Annotated in this window: 15 protein-coding genes; 9 read left to right on the top strand and 6 right to left on the bottom strand. The window is 62.2% G+C overall.

Annotated elements, in window-relative coordinates:
- The first annotated feature begins 95 nt into the window (after nucleotides 1-95).
- Complete coding sequence (locus tag ACEQZY_RS08870; protein ID WP_370153678.1) at nucleotides 96-668, top strand: hypothetical protein; 573 nt, start codon at nucleotides 96-98, stop codon at nucleotides 666-668.
- Nucleotides 669-721: 53 nt separating this feature from the next.
- Nucleotides 722-1,570, top strand: a complete 849-nt coding sequence (locus ACEQZY_RS08865; protein ID WP_370153676.1) for a hypothetical protein — start codon at nucleotides 722-724, stop codon at nucleotides 1,568-1,570.
- Nucleotides 1,571-1,715: 145 nt separating this feature from the next.
- Here the strand turns inward: ACEQZY_RS08865 and ACEQZY_RS08860 are convergent, their stop codons facing one another.
- The 4 genes from ACEQZY_RS08860 to ACEQZY_RS08845 all read right to left on the bottom strand — a co-directional run bounded on the left by ACEQZY_RS08860 (nucleotide 1,716) and on the right by ACEQZY_RS08845 (nucleotide 6,890).
- Entirely contained in the window at nucleotides 1,716-2,612 is an 897-nt protein-coding gene (locus ACEQZY_RS08860; RefSeq protein ID WP_370153674.1) for a 3'-5' exonuclease, read from the bottom strand.
- Nucleotides 2,596-4,641 (bottom strand): ATP-binding protein, encoded by a 2,046-nt coding sequence (locus ACEQZY_RS08855; protein WP_370153672.1) that lies wholly within the window; start codon nucleotides 4,639-4,641, stop codon nucleotides 2,596-2,598. Before ACEQZY_RS08855 ends, ACEQZY_RS08860 begins: the two co-directional genes overlap by 17 nt.
- Nucleotides 4,638-5,960 (bottom strand): SIR2 family protein, encoded by a 1,323-nt coding sequence (locus tag ACEQZY_RS08850; protein WP_370153670.1) that lies wholly within the window; start codon nucleotides 5,958-5,960, stop codon nucleotides 4,638-4,640. The genes ACEQZY_RS08855 and ACEQZY_RS08850 overlap by 4 nt, the downstream gene beginning before the upstream one ends.
- Nucleotides 5,961-6,221: 261 nt before the next feature.
- The gene (locus ACEQZY_RS08845) at nucleotides 6,222-6,890 is read right to left on the bottom strand and encodes a DUF4136 domain-containing protein (protein ID WP_370153668.1); all 669 of its coding nucleotides are present in this window, start codon (nucleotides 6,888-6,890) and stop codon (nucleotides 6,222-6,224) included.
- 311 nt (nucleotides 6,891-7,201) lie between these two features.
- On the opposite strand from ACEQZY_RS08845, the gene ACEQZY_RS08840 reads away from it, so the two are divergent.
- The 4 genes from ACEQZY_RS08840 (at nucleotide 7,202) to ACEQZY_RS08825 (ending at nucleotide 9,773) form a co-directional block, all read left to right on the top strand.
- Complete coding sequence (locus ACEQZY_RS08840; protein WP_370153666.1) at nucleotides 7,202-7,423, top strand: hypothetical protein; 222 nt, start codon at nucleotides 7,202-7,204, stop codon at nucleotides 7,421-7,423.
- Nucleotides 7,424-7,434: 11 nt separating this feature from the next.
- Nucleotides 7,435-8,139 (top strand): portal protein, encoded by a 705-nt coding sequence (locus ACEQZY_RS08835; RefSeq protein WP_370153664.1) that lies wholly within the window; start codon nucleotides 7,435-7,437, stop codon nucleotides 8,137-8,139.
- A gap of 172 nt (nucleotides 8,140-8,311) precedes the next feature.
- On the top strand, nucleotides 8,312-8,671 hold the full coding sequence (locus tag ACEQZY_RS08830; RefSeq protein ID WP_370153662.1) for a DUF952 domain-containing protein: 360 nt from the start codon (nucleotides 8,312-8,314) through the stop codon (nucleotides 8,669-8,671).
- 7 nt (nucleotides 8,672-8,678) lie between these two features.
- Nucleotides 8,679-9,773, top strand: a complete 1,095-nt coding sequence (locus ACEQZY_RS08825) for a quinone-dependent dihydroorotate dehydrogenase (RefSeq protein ID WP_370153660.1) — start codon at nucleotides 8,679-8,681, stop codon at nucleotides 9,771-9,773.
- 135 nt (nucleotides 9,774-9,908) lie between these two features.
- Here the strand turns inward: ACEQZY_RS08825 and ACEQZY_RS08820 are convergent, their stop codons facing one another.
- Nucleotides 9,909-10,757 carry a fumarylacetoacetate hydrolase family protein gene (locus ACEQZY_RS08820; protein WP_370153659.1) on the bottom strand — a complete coding sequence of 283 codons (849 nt, stop codon included), beginning with the start codon at nucleotides 10,755-10,757 and terminating at the stop codon, nucleotides 9,909-9,911.
- A 238-nt stretch (nucleotides 10,758-10,995) separates the two neighbouring features.
- On the opposite strand from ACEQZY_RS08820, the gene ACEQZY_RS08815 reads away from it, so the two are divergent.
- Entirely contained in the window at nucleotides 10,996-12,831 is a 1,836-nt protein-coding gene (locus ACEQZY_RS08815) for an ABC transporter ATP-binding protein/permease (RefSeq protein WP_370153657.1), read from the top strand.
- 63 nt (nucleotides 12,832-12,894) lie between these two features.
- Nucleotides 12,895-14,271: a cation:proton antiporter gene (locus ACEQZY_RS08810; RefSeq protein WP_370153655.1), complete on the top strand. Its 1,377-nt coding sequence runs from the start codon at nucleotides 12,895-12,897 to the stop codon at nucleotides 14,269-14,271.
- A gap of 57 nt (nucleotides 14,272-14,328) precedes the next feature.
- Here the strand turns inward: ACEQZY_RS08810 and ACEQZY_RS08805 are convergent, their stop codons facing one another.
- The gene (locus ACEQZY_RS08805; protein ID WP_370153653.1) at nucleotides 14,329-15,039 is read right to left on the bottom strand and encodes a glutathione S-transferase family protein; all 711 of its coding nucleotides are present in this window, start codon (nucleotides 15,037-15,039) and stop codon (nucleotides 14,329-14,331) included.
- Between the two features lie 108 nt (nucleotides 15,040-15,147).
- On the opposite strand from ACEQZY_RS08805, the gene ACEQZY_RS08800 reads away from it, so the two are divergent.
- Nucleotides 15,148-15,840, top strand: a complete 693-nt coding sequence (locus ACEQZY_RS08800) for a phosphatidylserine decarboxylase (RefSeq protein ID WP_341703862.1) — start codon at nucleotides 15,148-15,150, stop codon at nucleotides 15,838-15,840.
- Nucleotides 15,841-15,878: the final 38 nt, after the last annotated feature.

Below are 15,878 nucleotides of genomic sequence, written 5' to 3'. Positions count from 1 at the left end.
CCGCCCGTAGGAGAAAGAATGGAAAACCCACGGAGAGTTTCTAGTACTGTGATTGATGCTATATGTGAGGGCGGGCGGTGAATGACTCTGTGAAAATGAAAATTGATGACCAGAATTCAATTGACTGGCCATCTGCCTGGGACACTTTGTTTGTCATCAGCCGCTATATTTTAGCCGGCTATGCGGCTGTCGCGCTGGCCTGTTTAACTGGCATGGGCAGCGCGGGTGAAGCGCCAGGGTTACTCGGATTTTATATGTCTGTGCTGGCGTTGTGTGCGCAGCTCATCCCATTTAGTGCCACCACGTTAGGCGTTGTTGCATACTTCCGCAAGCTAATGAAGCAAGCCATTGTGCAGCCATCGTCGAAGCAATGGTATTTGAAGTTTATTGAAAAATATAAGGTTGCTCGCATGGTGGACGAAGCGCTCCCATCAGCTGTACAGGGAATCTTCTGGCTTATGGTGGCTACGCACGTTTTCTATTTGATTCTGCCACCGCTATATTTGATTCGAGAGCGTGAAAGCACGATTAAGCACGTTGTTTGCGAAGCAGTGTACAGGAAGCATACAACAATTGCGGGCTACCGCCTGGGAGAAGACTGCGAAAATGCATTAGGTGAAAAGGGGAAGCCGGACCCTGAACATTTCCTAATGAAGGACCGCGAATAGTCGACGGCGCATATATGTATCAGAACGGGAATAAAAAATGAAGGCGGCCCAATATGGCAGCTTTTGTCAATGAGGCCGTGCGACAGCTGAAATATCTGCAGCGTGTTGTCGCCTTTGTAGATATTCTTGGCTTTGGCGCTCTGGTGAAAAGGGCGGATGGTGATCCGACTCTCAGAGAGAGAATCTTTGGTGTACTGCAAAATGTTCATGCTTTTGCGGCGCCAACCGAAAGCAATACAGATTTTAAGGCGCAGAACTTCTCAGACAGTTTAATTATCTCCGCTACAAATACAGCGGATGGACTCTGGCATGTGCTTTTCTCATTGTCCGATCTGGCAATCAACCTTCTAGAAATCGGTGTGGTTGTTCGAGGCGGTGTTACGGTCGGTGGAATTCACCATGACGGCGACGTCGTCTTCGGCCTTGGCGTAAATGAAGCGTATAGGCTTGAGTCAACAATAGCAGCGGTGCCCCGCATCGTTCTTGGAGCGACGGCATTATCGGCGGCAAATCAGTATGCAACGCAGCACGAAATCTGGGGTACCTATAGAAGCAGCCGTCTCCTACGCGATCGCGATGGAGTTTGGTTCCTAAACATCTTTTGTGAATTAGGTATCTTTAGCCGTCAGGGCGGAATGCTGGAAGAGCATCCGCTGTATCAACGTGGCACAGTGATTAGGGAAGCAATACAGGCGCAAATCGACAGCACCATTGACCAGCCGGATGTTTACGAAAAGCTTAGATGGCTTGCATCGTATTGGAATCGAGAGGTAGGGCAGGGTATGGCTAAATTCATTCAGCCGATGCTGCCAGGGGTTACATTGGCTGGAGACGAGCTTCGTCAGAGACCTCTACCCTTCAGTGCGAATTTCCCACCAAAGATGGACGGCGCGGACGAATGAAAGGCATTGGCTTGGCAGCGATCAGGCTCATCTCCTTGCAGAGCCGCTTGCTCGGAAATCTATTAGCTATGCTCGAAGATGACAAATCCACTGGGTCACTTCCCCAAGCCCATGAGGCTGTCGGCCTCGGTTCGGATCGGGTTGTTCAAACTCGATCTGAAAATCGGTCATATGCATCGATCCGTCGGACCCGAAGATCTACGTCATACCGATATATTTCACTTTTCAAGAACTGAATCTCGATGTCACGCTGATTGTCCGGAACGTCGATATACCAAGCTCGCGGCAGCGCGTTAGCTTCGCCATTCCAGCGGTATCCGCGCGCCTTGAGAATATCTTTGAGATCGAAAGGTGAATTCTCCGCCCAGATGCGCCACGTGATGGCCCGAGCGCCGCTCAGGAGGTGATTAAGACCAGAATCGCCGGACCGGGGTAGCGTCATCGCCAGTAACTCAATCGTAGCAAGACAGTCATGGATTGCGCGGTGGCGGTCATAGAAGAACCCAGCAGCCTGAGCGAGGTAGGCAAGTTTCGTGCCCTCGAACCCTTCTGCAAACCAGTCCACTTGACTAAGCGAGCACGCCCATGGCTTGGTCAAAAACACATCGCTAAAACGTTCAAGAAATCGGCGATCAAATGCTGCATTGTGAGCGATAACAAGCGAAGCAGGTGCCGCGAACTCCGCAACCGCGGCGGGGTCGATGACCTGGCCTACTACCATCTCATTCGTGATGCCAGTGATTGCCGTAATTTCTGGTGCTATCGGTTTGTCTGGCTGGCGCAGGCCCTGGAAACTTTCACCCACGGAGAACACAGCACCGTCCAGACCATAGCTGAATGGCGTCATGGCGAGTTCGATGATCTCGTCGCGCTGGGGATCGAGTCCTGTGGTTTCCACATCGACCACCATGCCAAGGCGCAGAGGCGTGCCAGGAGGCGGAGTGGTGCGAAGGCGTGGCTTGAGACGTCGGATGATTCGGTAATCGCCCGTTGCCTCTAGTATCTGCGCCAGGGTCTCCAGATCGTCAGAAGAAGTCATCATCAGACGCTTCGTTTGCTGCCGTCAGCTCTCCTCCGGTCTCAGCAGCGACGTCGGCCGGACGGAGCGCGTGGCGAATACCTGCAGCTCGACCTTCTTCGTGGAACCACAAATCGACCACGGCAGTATCGTCGCTGCGCGGCCGCGGCGATGCCTCCCTCACCTTGAATGTCGTCGGGAGATTAACCGACGTTCCGAACACGAGCGCGTGTTGCCGAGGCAATGACGGCAATCGCTTCAGGACAGATTCTGAAATAAATGGGGTCATCTGGCGAATTTGGGATAGATCGTCAGGATTTTGGATACGGTGAACCAGGAAGTTGGAGCACTGGCTGAGAACCGTCTTGGACAGCTCGCTCGGGCGTTGAGACGCTAGGAGGACGAACATGCCGTACTTGCGCCCTTCCTTAGCGATGCGCTCGAAAATCTTGGTCGCGTCTATGGAAAAACGGGAGGGTGTAGAGGCAACATACCTATGAGCCTCTTCGAGGAGCAGGTGAATAGGGAAGCGGTTTCTTGGTTCCGCATGGCGAAGAAGCCGAAAAAGCATGCGTGCGATGACCGCACTGACCAGCTCGACAATTTCATCTTCGACGGAATTCAGGTCTATAACTATGACCTGATTGCGTTTGGTGAACGCTTCGCCAGCAACCCTTTCCAGACCCATAATATTGGTCAAAAACTCCTGTTCGCTTGCAGCCACACCAATGTCGGCACCTTCGTGACGTAGAAACGCATACTCCATCCGCTCCTGGAGAGATCTGAGTCGCGTGACCATGGACGAGCAGTAGTCCCGGATTTGTCGGTTGCCGTGAGCCTCCTCATAGAGGATGGCGAAGTCGAGACACTCGTGCAGCTCATCAAAAGAGAATGGCGTCCGATTGTACGCAGGTAAGGGTGAATCCTCTCGGAGCTTCTTCCTTACTTCGTCCAGAAACGCCGATTGGTTGTTCCCCGAAAAATTTCCGTACTGAAAATTTGGATGAAAGCGATTCAGAAGCGCCATATTTAGGTCATTCGTCGGATACTTCTGAAGAAGTGAAACTACGCGCTGGAACTTTGAAACAGGGGAGTCACCATCCGCACCTCGAAAGCACTCGATGATGCAAGTGGCAACAAAGTGCTCGCGCAACGCCAGAGCATCTGGCGTGTTGGCATGGAAGAGACTTGTCAGGCCCAGCGCGGTCCGAAGGACGGGAAGTTGCGTTCGCTCGCTCGCCTGTAAAAGCAATTCCCATTCTGCCATTTCTAGGAACCAGTGCGGAATCCGAAAGCCGGCGGTCGTCCCATCAAGGATTGCGCGATGGACGCCAATGCCGCCGTTTCTTGCCAAGGGCGCAAGTGCTTCGTGATACTCACCATTCACGTCGAAGACGATAATAGTCGCGCCGCGGGCGTAATGTTCGTCCGGCTTTTCGAAAAGAGACTGCAAGATCGACGCAACCGTGCATGACTTGCCGCTACCAGTGTTACCCAGTACGGCAACGTGGCCACCGAAGAACTCGTTCAGGCGGACTTTGACGTCATAATCCTCGAACACCACAGACTTTCCGATGGGTAAAACTCGGTATCGCGTAGCCCCTTGAAGAGCGCGGGGGCTCCCTTCCAAGCCGACCGACGGCTCGATGGCGGCCTCGGTCTCGAAGATGCGGTCCAGCTCGCCGTCCAGCGCATAGAGTGCGTCTGCATAGAGGGATGGGAATATGGACACGCCGAAGCGGAACGCGCCACCACGCATAGGCAGCATGCCGACAGGCACCACATCCAGATACTTAGCGGAACTAGCCCGGTCAAAATCCCCCCGCTCAGACGGCATGCTCGCGTCGCGCTCACGCAGGCCAACAACCTCGACCACGACATATTCCGACTGCGACGGGATCATCAAAAATGACCCCAGCCGTGCTACATAATGCACGTCGTCGAAGCCAACGACCGTGAAATTGTCGGTGCCAGCGTGCATCTCGATGACAAAGCGGTCGGCCGCGACTGAGACCACCTTGCCTATTGCGCGCTTGCGATCATCGTGGCTCATGCCTCGCCATCCTTCGCCTCGTCGTCCCTTTTTGGCGCCAAATCCGACAACACCTTGCGAACAGCGTCATCGATCCTGTCGCTGGGGCGCTGCGGCATGAAATGCTCGACGATCATGTCGAAGTAGTGTGCTCTGGTTCCCTCGGTAGGGCCGTCGCCTCCGATGATCCAAATGCGCGGGTCGCGCAGCGCCCGTAGCTTGGCGATCTCACCGTCCGTGTCCGGCGCCGCGAAGACCACCAGACGGAAAGTGGGGATCGTCAGCGCCTGATAGATTATGTTATTCAGGTGCTCGTCGCCGAATGCGTAGCCAGCCGTAATGAGAACACTTTGCTCGCGCACGATCCGGGACTGAAATTCCCGGAAGAGGTCCGCATAGGGCGAGCCAAGTGAAGAGTTCTGCTTCGCTGGCGTCGGATAGATCAGCATTTGGTTCGTCGACTCAGGCGGCCAGACCTCCTTAATCGGGAACAGCCCATGATCGTCCTCGGTCCAAGTGACCGAGCCATGCAATTTGCAGAGATAGACGAAGGCGTCGACGGTGGTCCACTTGCGACTGGCGACGTCGAGCTGCTCGGCCAGGGCATAGCGGAAGAGCGCCGGGTTGAAGCGACGTTCCACGACGCCGGAAAAGCCGTTGGCATAGGGAATGCCCAGGCGGTCCATTGCCAATTCGCTGAAATGATCGTAGTTGGTCGTGAAAACCCAAGGTCGGGGCAAGGACCGATCTCGCAGGACCAGTTTCTTGTAGAACCGCTCGTAGAGGTCGCGCACGGATGTGTCGCCACCCGTGGTGAAGGCCCCTTGGGTGACACGGGTCCATAAGAAGTCCTGGACCTTTTTGATGATACCGTCGAGAACAGCACGGTAAGGATGAAGAGCGGGATTCTCGCTCTGGCGTAGCACGAACCGCTGCGCGAATAGCACCTCCATCAAGCGTTCTAGGTTGCGGCTGTAGTCCTTCGCCAGATCTATCCCGAGCTTATCGAGATAGTCGAGTTCTCCCTTGCTTAAACGCCATGGCGCTGGCGCCTTCCCAGCTTCTGGTGGATCGGCGTAAAATCCTGCCGCGCGTGCATCGATGGTCTCTCCGCAAAACTCCCTGGCCAATGGCGCCATAGTCGAAATGCCAAATTCCTTTTCGCCCTTCATCAAGGAGGAACATCCGGCGCCGAGCAGGAACGCGACATTTTTTGCGTTCATAGCCTCTGAGATCGCGTGACGGACGCTTTCTGCCCCCTTGTTCCAGTCGAGTTCTGACGGATCGGCATCGCCGTTTCGTAGAAACTGGAATGTACGCCCCTCTTGGGTCTCGCTCATATTACGACCATTCTTTCGGTTTCTCATTTATTTGCGCTGTAGGTACATAGCCGACAAATATGTCACTCCCGACTGTATAGGCGGAGCTCCTGTGCAAACACCTAGCTCTTTCTCATCAAACTGTTAGTTCGCACAAAAGGTCACGAACTACTGCCCCCAGGGTAGTCGACTATCTAATCCAGTGCTCTACACACTCGTAGGCTTAAAGACGACAGATCGGCCGCCAGAATCCGCGGTCGCTTAGATAGGATTCCGGGGACTTCAGCATTCGGGTCGGGGAATCTGGACATTTTCAGTGCCAGATTTTCGAAAGTCCGAGAAGACAGCCTTAATCATGCATTTTGAAACCGCAGCAAACGTGCTGCTGCTGCCAGTGCTGTTGGCTTTACCTTCCCATACTCCGACTAGCTTGTTCCCGTGAATGGACTTCTGCCAGTCATATATGGCGACATCCAGGAAGCGGGCGTAGGTGGTCTCTGTCTGCGTAGTCGAACCAACAACGCCATAAGTCGGCGGGGTGTAGGTTGTCCCGGAGTAGCTGCCGTACCTATATCCACTGCCGCCATAGGCGTTAACCGTGCCGGATGTATACGATGTGCCGCCGCCGGTTTGCCCGTAGATGGGAATTTCCCGAGACACCGTTTGGCCGTTGCCCTGCCCATAAAAGAAGGAAACGGCATAGTCAGCACCACGCATATCCTCGGTCCGCCGCCACCCTAGCTTTTCCAGGTACTCTGAGATGAGTGCCGCGTGGGTGTCGTATTCGACACTGCCTTCCTGTTTGTCGAGTTTCACGAAGACGAAAGTCTTGCCAGTAAGGTCCTGCGGTAGATTCGGGCTCGTAAATCGATTTACGTCCGTCGACACGGTCGTAACGCATCCCGCCAAAATGAAGATAATTGATACGGTTAAAAGCCCAATTCGTCTCATGCGCCCCCTCCAAGAGATTGTCCTGAAGATACGAAAACACGGCATCACCGGCCAAGCGCCTAAATTTGTATGCAGTAAGGTTCCACGGTAGAGAGAACCATTACAAGCGATGATCAAATCAAGCTGCATTGGTCAGGGAAAAGGTCACTTCTGACTGCACAAGCAATGTGCCCTGACGACCGCCGACCCGTTTTTCGCCAAGCAGTTAGTTCGCGCAAAAAGTCAGGAATTGCTGCGTCCTAGACATGCCCGCCGGCCGGGCCCCGATCAGCCCGGCTCCCGCCGGCCCGCCAGAGGAAAGGATGCAGACCATGGGTGGACTTTTCGGTTCCGCACCGCCGGCCCCGCCGCCGCCCGCGCCGCCGCCGCCGGCGCCCGAACCCGCCCAGCCGGACGCGGCCGAGCTGGCTGCCGAGGCGGCGCGCGAACGCCGCCGCCGCGCCCAGGGCGAGACCATCGCCACCTCCTGGCGCGGCCTGTCGGGCAGCAGCACCGGCAGCGCCGCTGCCCCCAAGCGCCTGATCGGCGACTGAGGGCGCGCGCGATGACCCGCCCATCCGGCACGACGCCATCCGGCATGATGACGCCATCCGACATGATGTCGACTGCATCCGCCCGGGCCGCACCGGTGGATGCCGCCGCCCTGCGCCGGCGCCATGCGCGCGCCCAGGCCCGCCAGCAGGCCTGGGCCGGCCTGTGGCAGGATTGCTACGATTATGCGCTGCCGCTGCGCCGGCCGCGCGATGCGATGCCCGCCGGCAGCATGGCGCCGCCGCAGAGGGGCGGCGAGAAGCTGTTCGACGCCACCGCCGCCGATGCCGCCGACCAGCTGGCCGCCAGTCTGCTGGCCCAGCTGGCGCCGCCATGGTCGCGCTGGTTCGCCTTCCAGCCCGGCCGCGACATCCCGCCCGAACGCCAGGGCGCGGCGGCGGCCCTGCTCGACGAGGCGGCGCAGCTGCTGCAGGCGCAGTTCGACCGTTCGAACCTCGCCGTCGTGCTGAACCAGGTCGAGGCCGGCCACCGCTCGGTCTTCGTCGCCGGCTGGCGGCCGGCCGTCGGCTGGCTCTGCGCCGCCGGCATCGGCTGGGCCTGGATCGGCCATCCGCTGTTCCTGTGGGCGGCGGCGCTGTGGTTCCCCGGCGCCGCGCCGCCGGCGATCGAGACCGACGGCCTGCTGGAGCTGGTGCTGGCCCTGCTCGGCATGGCCGGCCTGCGCAGCTTCGAGAAGGTGACCGGGCGGGCGAAATGAGGACCTATCTGTATCCGTCCCTGTATCCGTCGCCCCCGCCCCCGGGTCTGCGCGAGGCGCAGCCCGAGGACAGGCTCCAGCGGGGGCCCAGTCCGGCTGTTGTCCTGGGTTCCCGCTTTCGCGGGAACGACGATATTTGTTGCCGGCCGCACTTCATGCTATGCCGCTGGCCATGACGACATCCGCCGCCACCATCTACCGCATCCTGCCCGCAGCCGCCTGGACAGAGGCGCAGGCGGCCGGCGCCTTTGCCGGCTCGGCCCATGACCTGCGCGACGGCTTCATCCATTTCTCCACCGCCGCGCAGGCGGCCGAGACGGCGGCGAAGCATTATGGGGGCCAGGCGGATCTGGTGCTGCTGTGGGTGGATGTCGCCCGCCTCGATGCGCCGCTGAAATGGGAAGTCTCGCGCAACGGCGCGCTGTTTCCGCATCTCTATGGTGCGCTGCCGGTGGCCGCCGTGCGCCGTGCCGAACCGCTGCCGCTGGATGCCGCGACCGGCCGGCATGTCTTCCCGGCGCTCGACCCGTGAGCCGCGCATGAGCCGTGCCATGAACCTGTATCGCTGCCTCGCCTTTCCGCTGCTGCGCCATGTCGATGCCGAGACGGCGCACCGGATGACCCTGGCTGCCCTGAAGGCAGGACAGCAGACCGGTCTCGCACCGCAGCTTGCCCCGTTTCTTGGGGGCGGCGCCGACGATCCGGTGCTGGCGACCACGCTGTTCGGCAAAAGCCTGCCCAATCCTGTGGGGCTCGCCGCCGGTTTCGACAAGAATGCCGAAGTGCCCGATGCCATGCTGGGCCTCGGCTTCGGCTTCGTGGAAGTGGGCGGCATCACGCCCAGGCCGCAGCCGGGCAATCCGCGCCCGCGCGTGTTCCGGCTGGTCGAGGATCGCGCGGTGATCAACCGCATGGGTTTCAACAACGACGGCCTCGACGCGGCCGCTGCCCGGCTGCAGGCGCGCCGCGCGGCGGGGCATACGGGTGTGGTGGGCGCCAATCTCGGCGCCAACAAGGACAGCGCCGACCGCCCCGGCGATTATGCCATCGGCTACGAACGGCTGGCGCCGCTGGTGGATTTCGCCGTGGTCAATGTCTCCTCGCCGAACACGCCGGGCCTGCGCAATCTTCAGGGCCGCGACGAGCTGAATGCCCTGCTGGCGCGGCTGGCGCCGTTGCGGGAAAGGCTCGGCACGCCCCTGCTGGTCAAGATCGCGCCGGACCTGGCGGATGAAGACCTGCAGGACGTGGCCAAGCTGGCCGAAAATTTCCGCCTCGACGGCATCGTCGCCACCAACACCACCATCGCCCGCCCGGCCACGCTGGAAAGCGCCCATCGCGGCGAGACCGGCGGCCTGTCCGGCGCGCCGCTGGCTGCCCGCGCCACCGAGGTGATGCGGCTGCTGTATACCCTGACCGGCGGGCGCCTGCCGCTGATCGGTGTCGGCGGCATATCCTCGGGCGCCGAGGCCTATGCCCGCATCCGCGCCGGCGCATCGGCCGTGCAGCTTTACTCGGCTTTGGTCTACGAAGGCCCGGGCCTGGCGGCGCGGATCCGGCGCGAGCTGGCCGCTTTGCTGAAACGCGACGGCTTTGCCTCCGTGGCGGCGGCCGTGGGCGCCGATCACCGCTAGGAAGGACCGTCGTCCCCGCCCCCGGGTCTGCGCGAGGCGCAGCCCGAGGACACGCTCAAGCGGGGACGACGAAAGAAAAGCAAAAGGCGGCGCCGGTGCCGGCGCCGCCTTCGGAAACTACAGACTGGAAGTCGTTTACGCGTTCTTCACCGGGTTGCTGAGCAGGCCGACCTTCTCGATCTCGATCTCGATCAGGTCGCCGTCCTTCATGTAGACCGGCGGGTTGCGCTTGGTGCCGACGCCGCCCGGGGTGCCGGTGGCGATCACGTCGCCCGGCTCCAGCGGGATGAAGGCGGTGACATACTTGATGATCTTGCGGATGTTGAAGGTCATCAGCTCGGTGTTGGATTTCTGCATCACCTGGCCGTTCAGGCGGCTCTGGATGTCCAGCTTCTGCGGGTCGCCGACCTCGTCGGGGGTGACCATCCACGGGCCGAAGCCGCCGGTGGCGACGAAATTCTTGCCCGGGGTGAACTGGCTGGTATGGGTCTGCCAGTCGCGCACCGAGCCGTCATTGTAGCAGGCATAGCCGGCGATGATGTCGAAGGCGCCGGCCTCCTCCACCTTGTAGCCGCGCCTGCCGATGATCACGGCCAGCTCGGCCTCGTAATCCAGCTTGTCGGATTCGGCGGGCTTCAGCAGCGGCTGGTTATGGGCCACCTGGCTTTCCGGCCAGCGCACGAAGATGGTGGGATGGCCCGGCGGCTCGCGGCCCATCTCGCGGCGGTGTTCGTCGTAATTGACGCCGACGCAGACGATCTTGCCGGGATTGGGCACCACCGGCAGCAGGGTGGTGCCGTCGTATTTCATGTCCGCTGCCGCACCTTTGGCGGCGGCTTCGACCTCGGCCAGGGCGCCGGCCTTGAGTGCGGCGACCAGATCGGGATACTTGCCGCCGAGTTTGGCGCCGACATCGACGATGCCGTCACCGGCGACCACACCATACGAGCTCTTGCCATTGCGGACGAAGCTCACCACTTTCATCGGACTGCTCCCTGGCAGATGTAAGGGGAAGATTGTTTGGGGGGCAAACATTACGCCGGTGACGACGGTCACGCAAGGCGCCGGCCATGCGGACCAATCGCCGGACCAGCCGCGCTATACTGTCCCGTCATCCTGCGACCTTCTTCTCCCAGCCGTCCTCTCCGGACCGTCCTCTCCGGACCGTCCTCATCCAGACCGTCCTCCCGTCCCGCCCCGCAGCCGTGATCCAGACCCCGCCATGATGCCCCGCCAGAAGACATCCTTTTTCGCCATCCTGCTACCGCGGCTGTGGCCGGCTTCGCGGCCCGAACTGCGCCTCCGCGTCGGCATCGCGCTCGCCTTCCTGCTGGCGGCCAAGCTGGTCAATGTTGCGGTGCCGTATTTCTTCAAGCGCGCCATCGACCTGCTGGGCATTGCCAACCCGGCCGAGATCGCGGTCGGCGCCGTGCTGGCGATGGTGCTGGCCTATGGCCTGGCCCGGGTCGGCGCCCAGGCCTTCGGCGAGCTGCGCGACGCCGTCTTCGCCAAGGTGGCGCAGGCGGCGATCCGCGACCTCGCCATCGACGTCTTCCGCCACCTGCATGCCCTGTCCCTGCGCTTCCATCTCGAACGCCAGACCGGCGGCCTCAGCCGCGTGATCGAGCGCGGCACCAAGGGCATCGAGTTCGTGCTGCGCTTCATGACCTTCAACATCCTGCCGACCCTGGTGGAGATCGCGCTGGTCGGCGGCATCCTGTGGTGGCTGTATGACTGGCGCTTCGCCGCCATCACCGTGGCCACCATTGCCGGCTACATCGCCTTCACCCTGGCGATCACCGAATGGCGCACCAAATACCGCCGGCAGATGAACGACGAGGACCAGCGCGCCAATACCCGCGCCGTCGACAGCCTGCTGAATTACGAGACGGTGAAGTATTTCACCAACGAGGCGCACGAGGCCCGCCGCTACGACGAGGCGATGGAGCGCTACGAGACGGCGGCGGTGAAAAGCCAGACCACGCTGGCGCTGCTGAACATGGGCCAGGGCGTCATCATCGCCATCGGCCTGATCGGGGTGATGGCGCTGGCGGCGCTGGGCGTGCGCAACGGCGAAATGACCATCGGCGATGTCGTCATGGTCAACACCTACCTGATCCAGCTTTACCTGCCGCTCAACTTCCTCGGCTTCGCCTATCGCGAAATCAGGCAGGGCCTGATCGACATGGAACAGATGGTGCGCCTGCTGGACGTGCCGCAGGAGGTGATCGACACGCCCGGCGCCCCCGACCTCGCGCTGCCGGCCGGCGAGGTGGTGTTCGAAGATGTGCGCTTCGCCTACGATCCGCGCCGGCCGATCCTGCAGGGGGTCAGCTTCCGCGTCGCGCCGGGCCGCAAGGTCGCCGTGGTCGGCGCCTCGGGTGCGGGCAAGTCGACCCTGTCGCGGCTGCTGTACCGGTTCTACGACGTCACCGGCGGGCGCATCCTGATCGACGGCCAGGATATCCGCGCGGTGAACCAGCTCAGTCTGCGCCGCGCCATCGGCATCGTGCCGCAGGATACCGTGCTGTTCAACGACACCATCGCCTACAACATCCGCTACGGCCGCGTCGATGCCGGCGACGACGAGATCGACCAGGCGGCGCGGCTGGCGCAGCTGGACGGGCTGATCGCGCGGCTGCCCGACGGCTACCGCACCATGGTCGGCGAGCGCGGCCTGAAGCTGTCGGGCGGCGAGAAGCAGCGTGTTGCCATCGCCCGCGCTCTGCTCAAGCAGCCGAAGATCATGGTGTTCGACGAGGCGACCTCGGCGCTGGACACCCATACCGAGCGCGAGATCCAGGATGCGCTCGGCCGCGCGGCGGAAGGCTGCACCACGCTGGTGATCGCCCACCGCCTGTCCACCGTGGTCGATGCCGACGAGATCATCGTGCTGGATGGCGGCCGCATCGCCGAGCGCGGCGGCCATCATGCGCTGCTGGCACAGGATGGTCTCTATGCGGCCCTGTGGCGCAAGCAGCAGGAAGCGCAGAAGGCCGGCGCGCCGCTGGTCTCCGAGCGGCCGAACGCAAAACCGCTGCCGGTAACCGCAAAATAGCAAACGGCGCGGCCCTGCCATGCTAGACTCCCGGCCACGGCCAGACAACACCGGGAGGCATGGATGGAAGCGCATGGCAGCAGCGACCTGACCGGCATCGCCATCGTGATGGCGGCGGCGGTCATCTCCGGCATCGGCCTGCGCTACCTGAAACAGCCGGCCATCGTCGGCTATATCCTCGCCGGCATCCTGCTGGGACCGTCCGGGGCCGGACTGGTGAAACAGAGCGAGGAAGTCTCGCTGCTGGCCGAGCTCGGCGTCATCCTGCTGCTGTTCCTGATCGGCATGGAACTCAGCCTGAAGGCCTTCATCCTGGTGCTGCGGCCGGCCACGCTGGTCGCCGCCGGGCAGATCGCGGCCTCGCTGGCGATCTGCTTCGGCTTCGGCGCGCTGCTCGGCTGGCGCCCGGAGGAATCGCTGCTGCTCGGTTTCATCATCGCCATGTCGAGCACGGCGGTGGCGATGAAGATGCTGGAGGATATCGACGAGCTGCGCAGCGAAACCGGCCGCATCACCATCGGCGTGCTGATCGCCCAGGACATCGCGGTGGTGCCGATGCTGATCCTGGTCTCGTCCTTCGGCGGGGGCGAGGAGGCACTGGGGATCGGCATCCTGGTGAAGATGGTGGTGGCGGTCGGCCTGCTCGGGCTGCTGATCGCCGTGCTCGGCCGCCGCAAGGGCAAGCTCGACATTCCCTTTGCCGATGCGATATCGGGCCGCGTCGACCTGCTGACGCTGGCCACCTTGGCGGTCTGTTTCGTCGCCGCCTCGCTCAGCGGCATCGTCGGACTGTCGCCGGCCTATGGCGCTTTCCTCGCCGGGCTGATCATCGCCAATTCGCGGCTGCGCGGCGAGGCGATCAGCGTCGCCGAGCCGATCCAGAGCGTGCTGCTGGTGGTGTTCTTCCTGTCCATCGGCCTGCTGATCGATATCGGCTATGTCTGGCGCAATATCGGCACCGTGCTGGCTTTCGTGATCGGCGTGGTGGCGCTGAAAAGCGTGCTCAACATCTGGCTGCTGCGCCGCGCCGGCGAACCCTGGGAGCGCGCCTTCCCGGCCGGCCTGATCATGGCGCAGATCGGCGAATTCTCCTTCATCCTCGCCGCCGCCGGCCTGTCGACCAAGGTGATCGGCGGCGACACCTACCGTCTGGCCATCGCCGTGATCGCCGTGTCGCTGCTGATCTCGCCCTTCTGGATGAATGCCGTGCGGCGCTTCCATGCCGCCACCGACCGCGGCATCTCGGATTACCGTGCGGCTTTGCAGGACGCCTATGCGGAAGAGCTGGCGGGCATGAATCGCGGCCGTGCCTGGGCACAGCGCGCGATGCTGCTGGGCGGCAGCCTGCTGCGCCGCCGCCGCGGCAAGCCGGACGACAAGCCCGCCGACCCGCCGCCGCCGGCTGACACACCACCGTCCGACCCGCCGCCGCGGGCCTGATCCCTCTAGGCGGCGCTGGCCGCGGCCGGCTTCACTCTGCCGCGTTCGCGGCCGGTTTCACTCAGCGGCATTCGCCGCGCCCCAGTAGCCGGGCATCCTGCGGCCCATGCCATCGTAGAGATCGGCCAGCCGCAGGAACCAGGCCTGCACCGGATCGTCCTCGGCCAGCAGCGCCATCCGGCCGGTGACCCGCGCCCATTGCAGCGGGCCGAACAGCACGTAATCGGCATAGAGCGGGGCCTCGCCGCCGATGAAGGGCTGTGCCTTGAGGGTCTGCCGCGCCGGTTCCAGCGCGGCGCGGAAGCCGGCGACGCGCTCCTCGCGGCCGGCCTGCGCCTGCTCCAGGGTGGTGCCGAGGAATTTCTCGCGGCTCTCGCGGAAATAGCCGTGATCCTCGGGCGCCAGATGGGTGTAGATGTCGTGGATGATCAGCTTCACGATCTGCGGATGCAGCTGGGTCTGCGCCCAGTTCTGCACGAAGCGGGCATGGGCCTTGCCGGCCGGCCCGCCGAACAGGCTGGGGCGGTCGGCATAGGTCGCTTCCAGATATTCGGCGATGGCCCAGGAATCGACGATCTGGCGGCCGCCGTCTTCCAGGATCGGCACCGTCCTGAAGGCGCCGCCGCAGCGGCTGCGGATTTCCGTGAAGCGGGTCGGCACGGCATCGAAGGCCAGCCCCTTGTGGGCCAGCGCCATCCGGGTTTTCCAGCAATGGGGGCTGAAACGGCGGTCGTCGGCGCCGGCAAGGTCGTAGAGGGTGATGGCCATGGGATGCGTCCTCCGGTTTCTGACGGTTCTGGGGCCGGGCCTTTATATAACAGCCGCCAGCCCTTACATTAGCGCTTCACGGAAATTTGCCCGGGGTAGCCGAAAATCATGGACACGATCCGTTCCGTTCTGGTGCCGATCCATCGCGAGGGCTGGAAATTCATCGCCATCTTCGCCGTGGCGACGCTGCTGCTGTTCTGGGCGGCGGAGCCGCTCGGCTGGCTCGGTGTGATCCTGACCGCCTGGTGCACCTATTTCTTCCGCGACCCGCCGCGCGTCACCCCGGTGCGCGACGGCCTGGTGATCTCGCCCGCCGACGGCGTCGTGCAGATGATCGAGCGCGCGGTGCCGCCCGAGGAGCTGGGCATGGGCAGCGATGCCCGCATGCGCATCTCGGTGTTCATGAATGTCTTCAACGTGCATGTGAACCGCTCTCCGGCCGATGCCACGGTGGCCGCCATGGCCTACCGGCCGGGCAAGTTCCTCAATGCCGCGCTGGACAAGGCCAGCACCGACAACGAGCGCCAGTCGCTGAAGCTGAAGCTGGCTTCGGGCAAGGAACTCGCCGTGGTGCAGATCGCCGGCCTGGTGGCGCGCCGCATCCTCTGCGAAGCGAAGGAGGGCCAGGCCCTGAAGGCCGGCGAGCGTTTCGGCCTGATCCGCTTCGGCAGCCGGGTCGATGTCTATCTCGACGACGGCATGGTGCCGCTGGTCTGCGTCGGCCAGACCATGATTGCCGGCGAGACGGTGATCGCCGAGGATGGCGCCACCGAACAGCCGCGTCCGGGCGAAGTCCGTTAACGCTCCGGGAAGGGTTGCGGGCGCATCATGCCGGGCAG

It is taken from the genome of Ferrovibrio sp. (assembly GCF_964218355.1).
Lineage (GTDB): Bacteria > Pseudomonadota > Alphaproteobacteria > Ferrovibrionales > Ferrovibrionaceae > Ferrovibrio.
The sequence above is the reverse complement of the archived record's forward strand: the minus strand, read 5'-3'. Positions and strand labels throughout refer to the sequence as shown.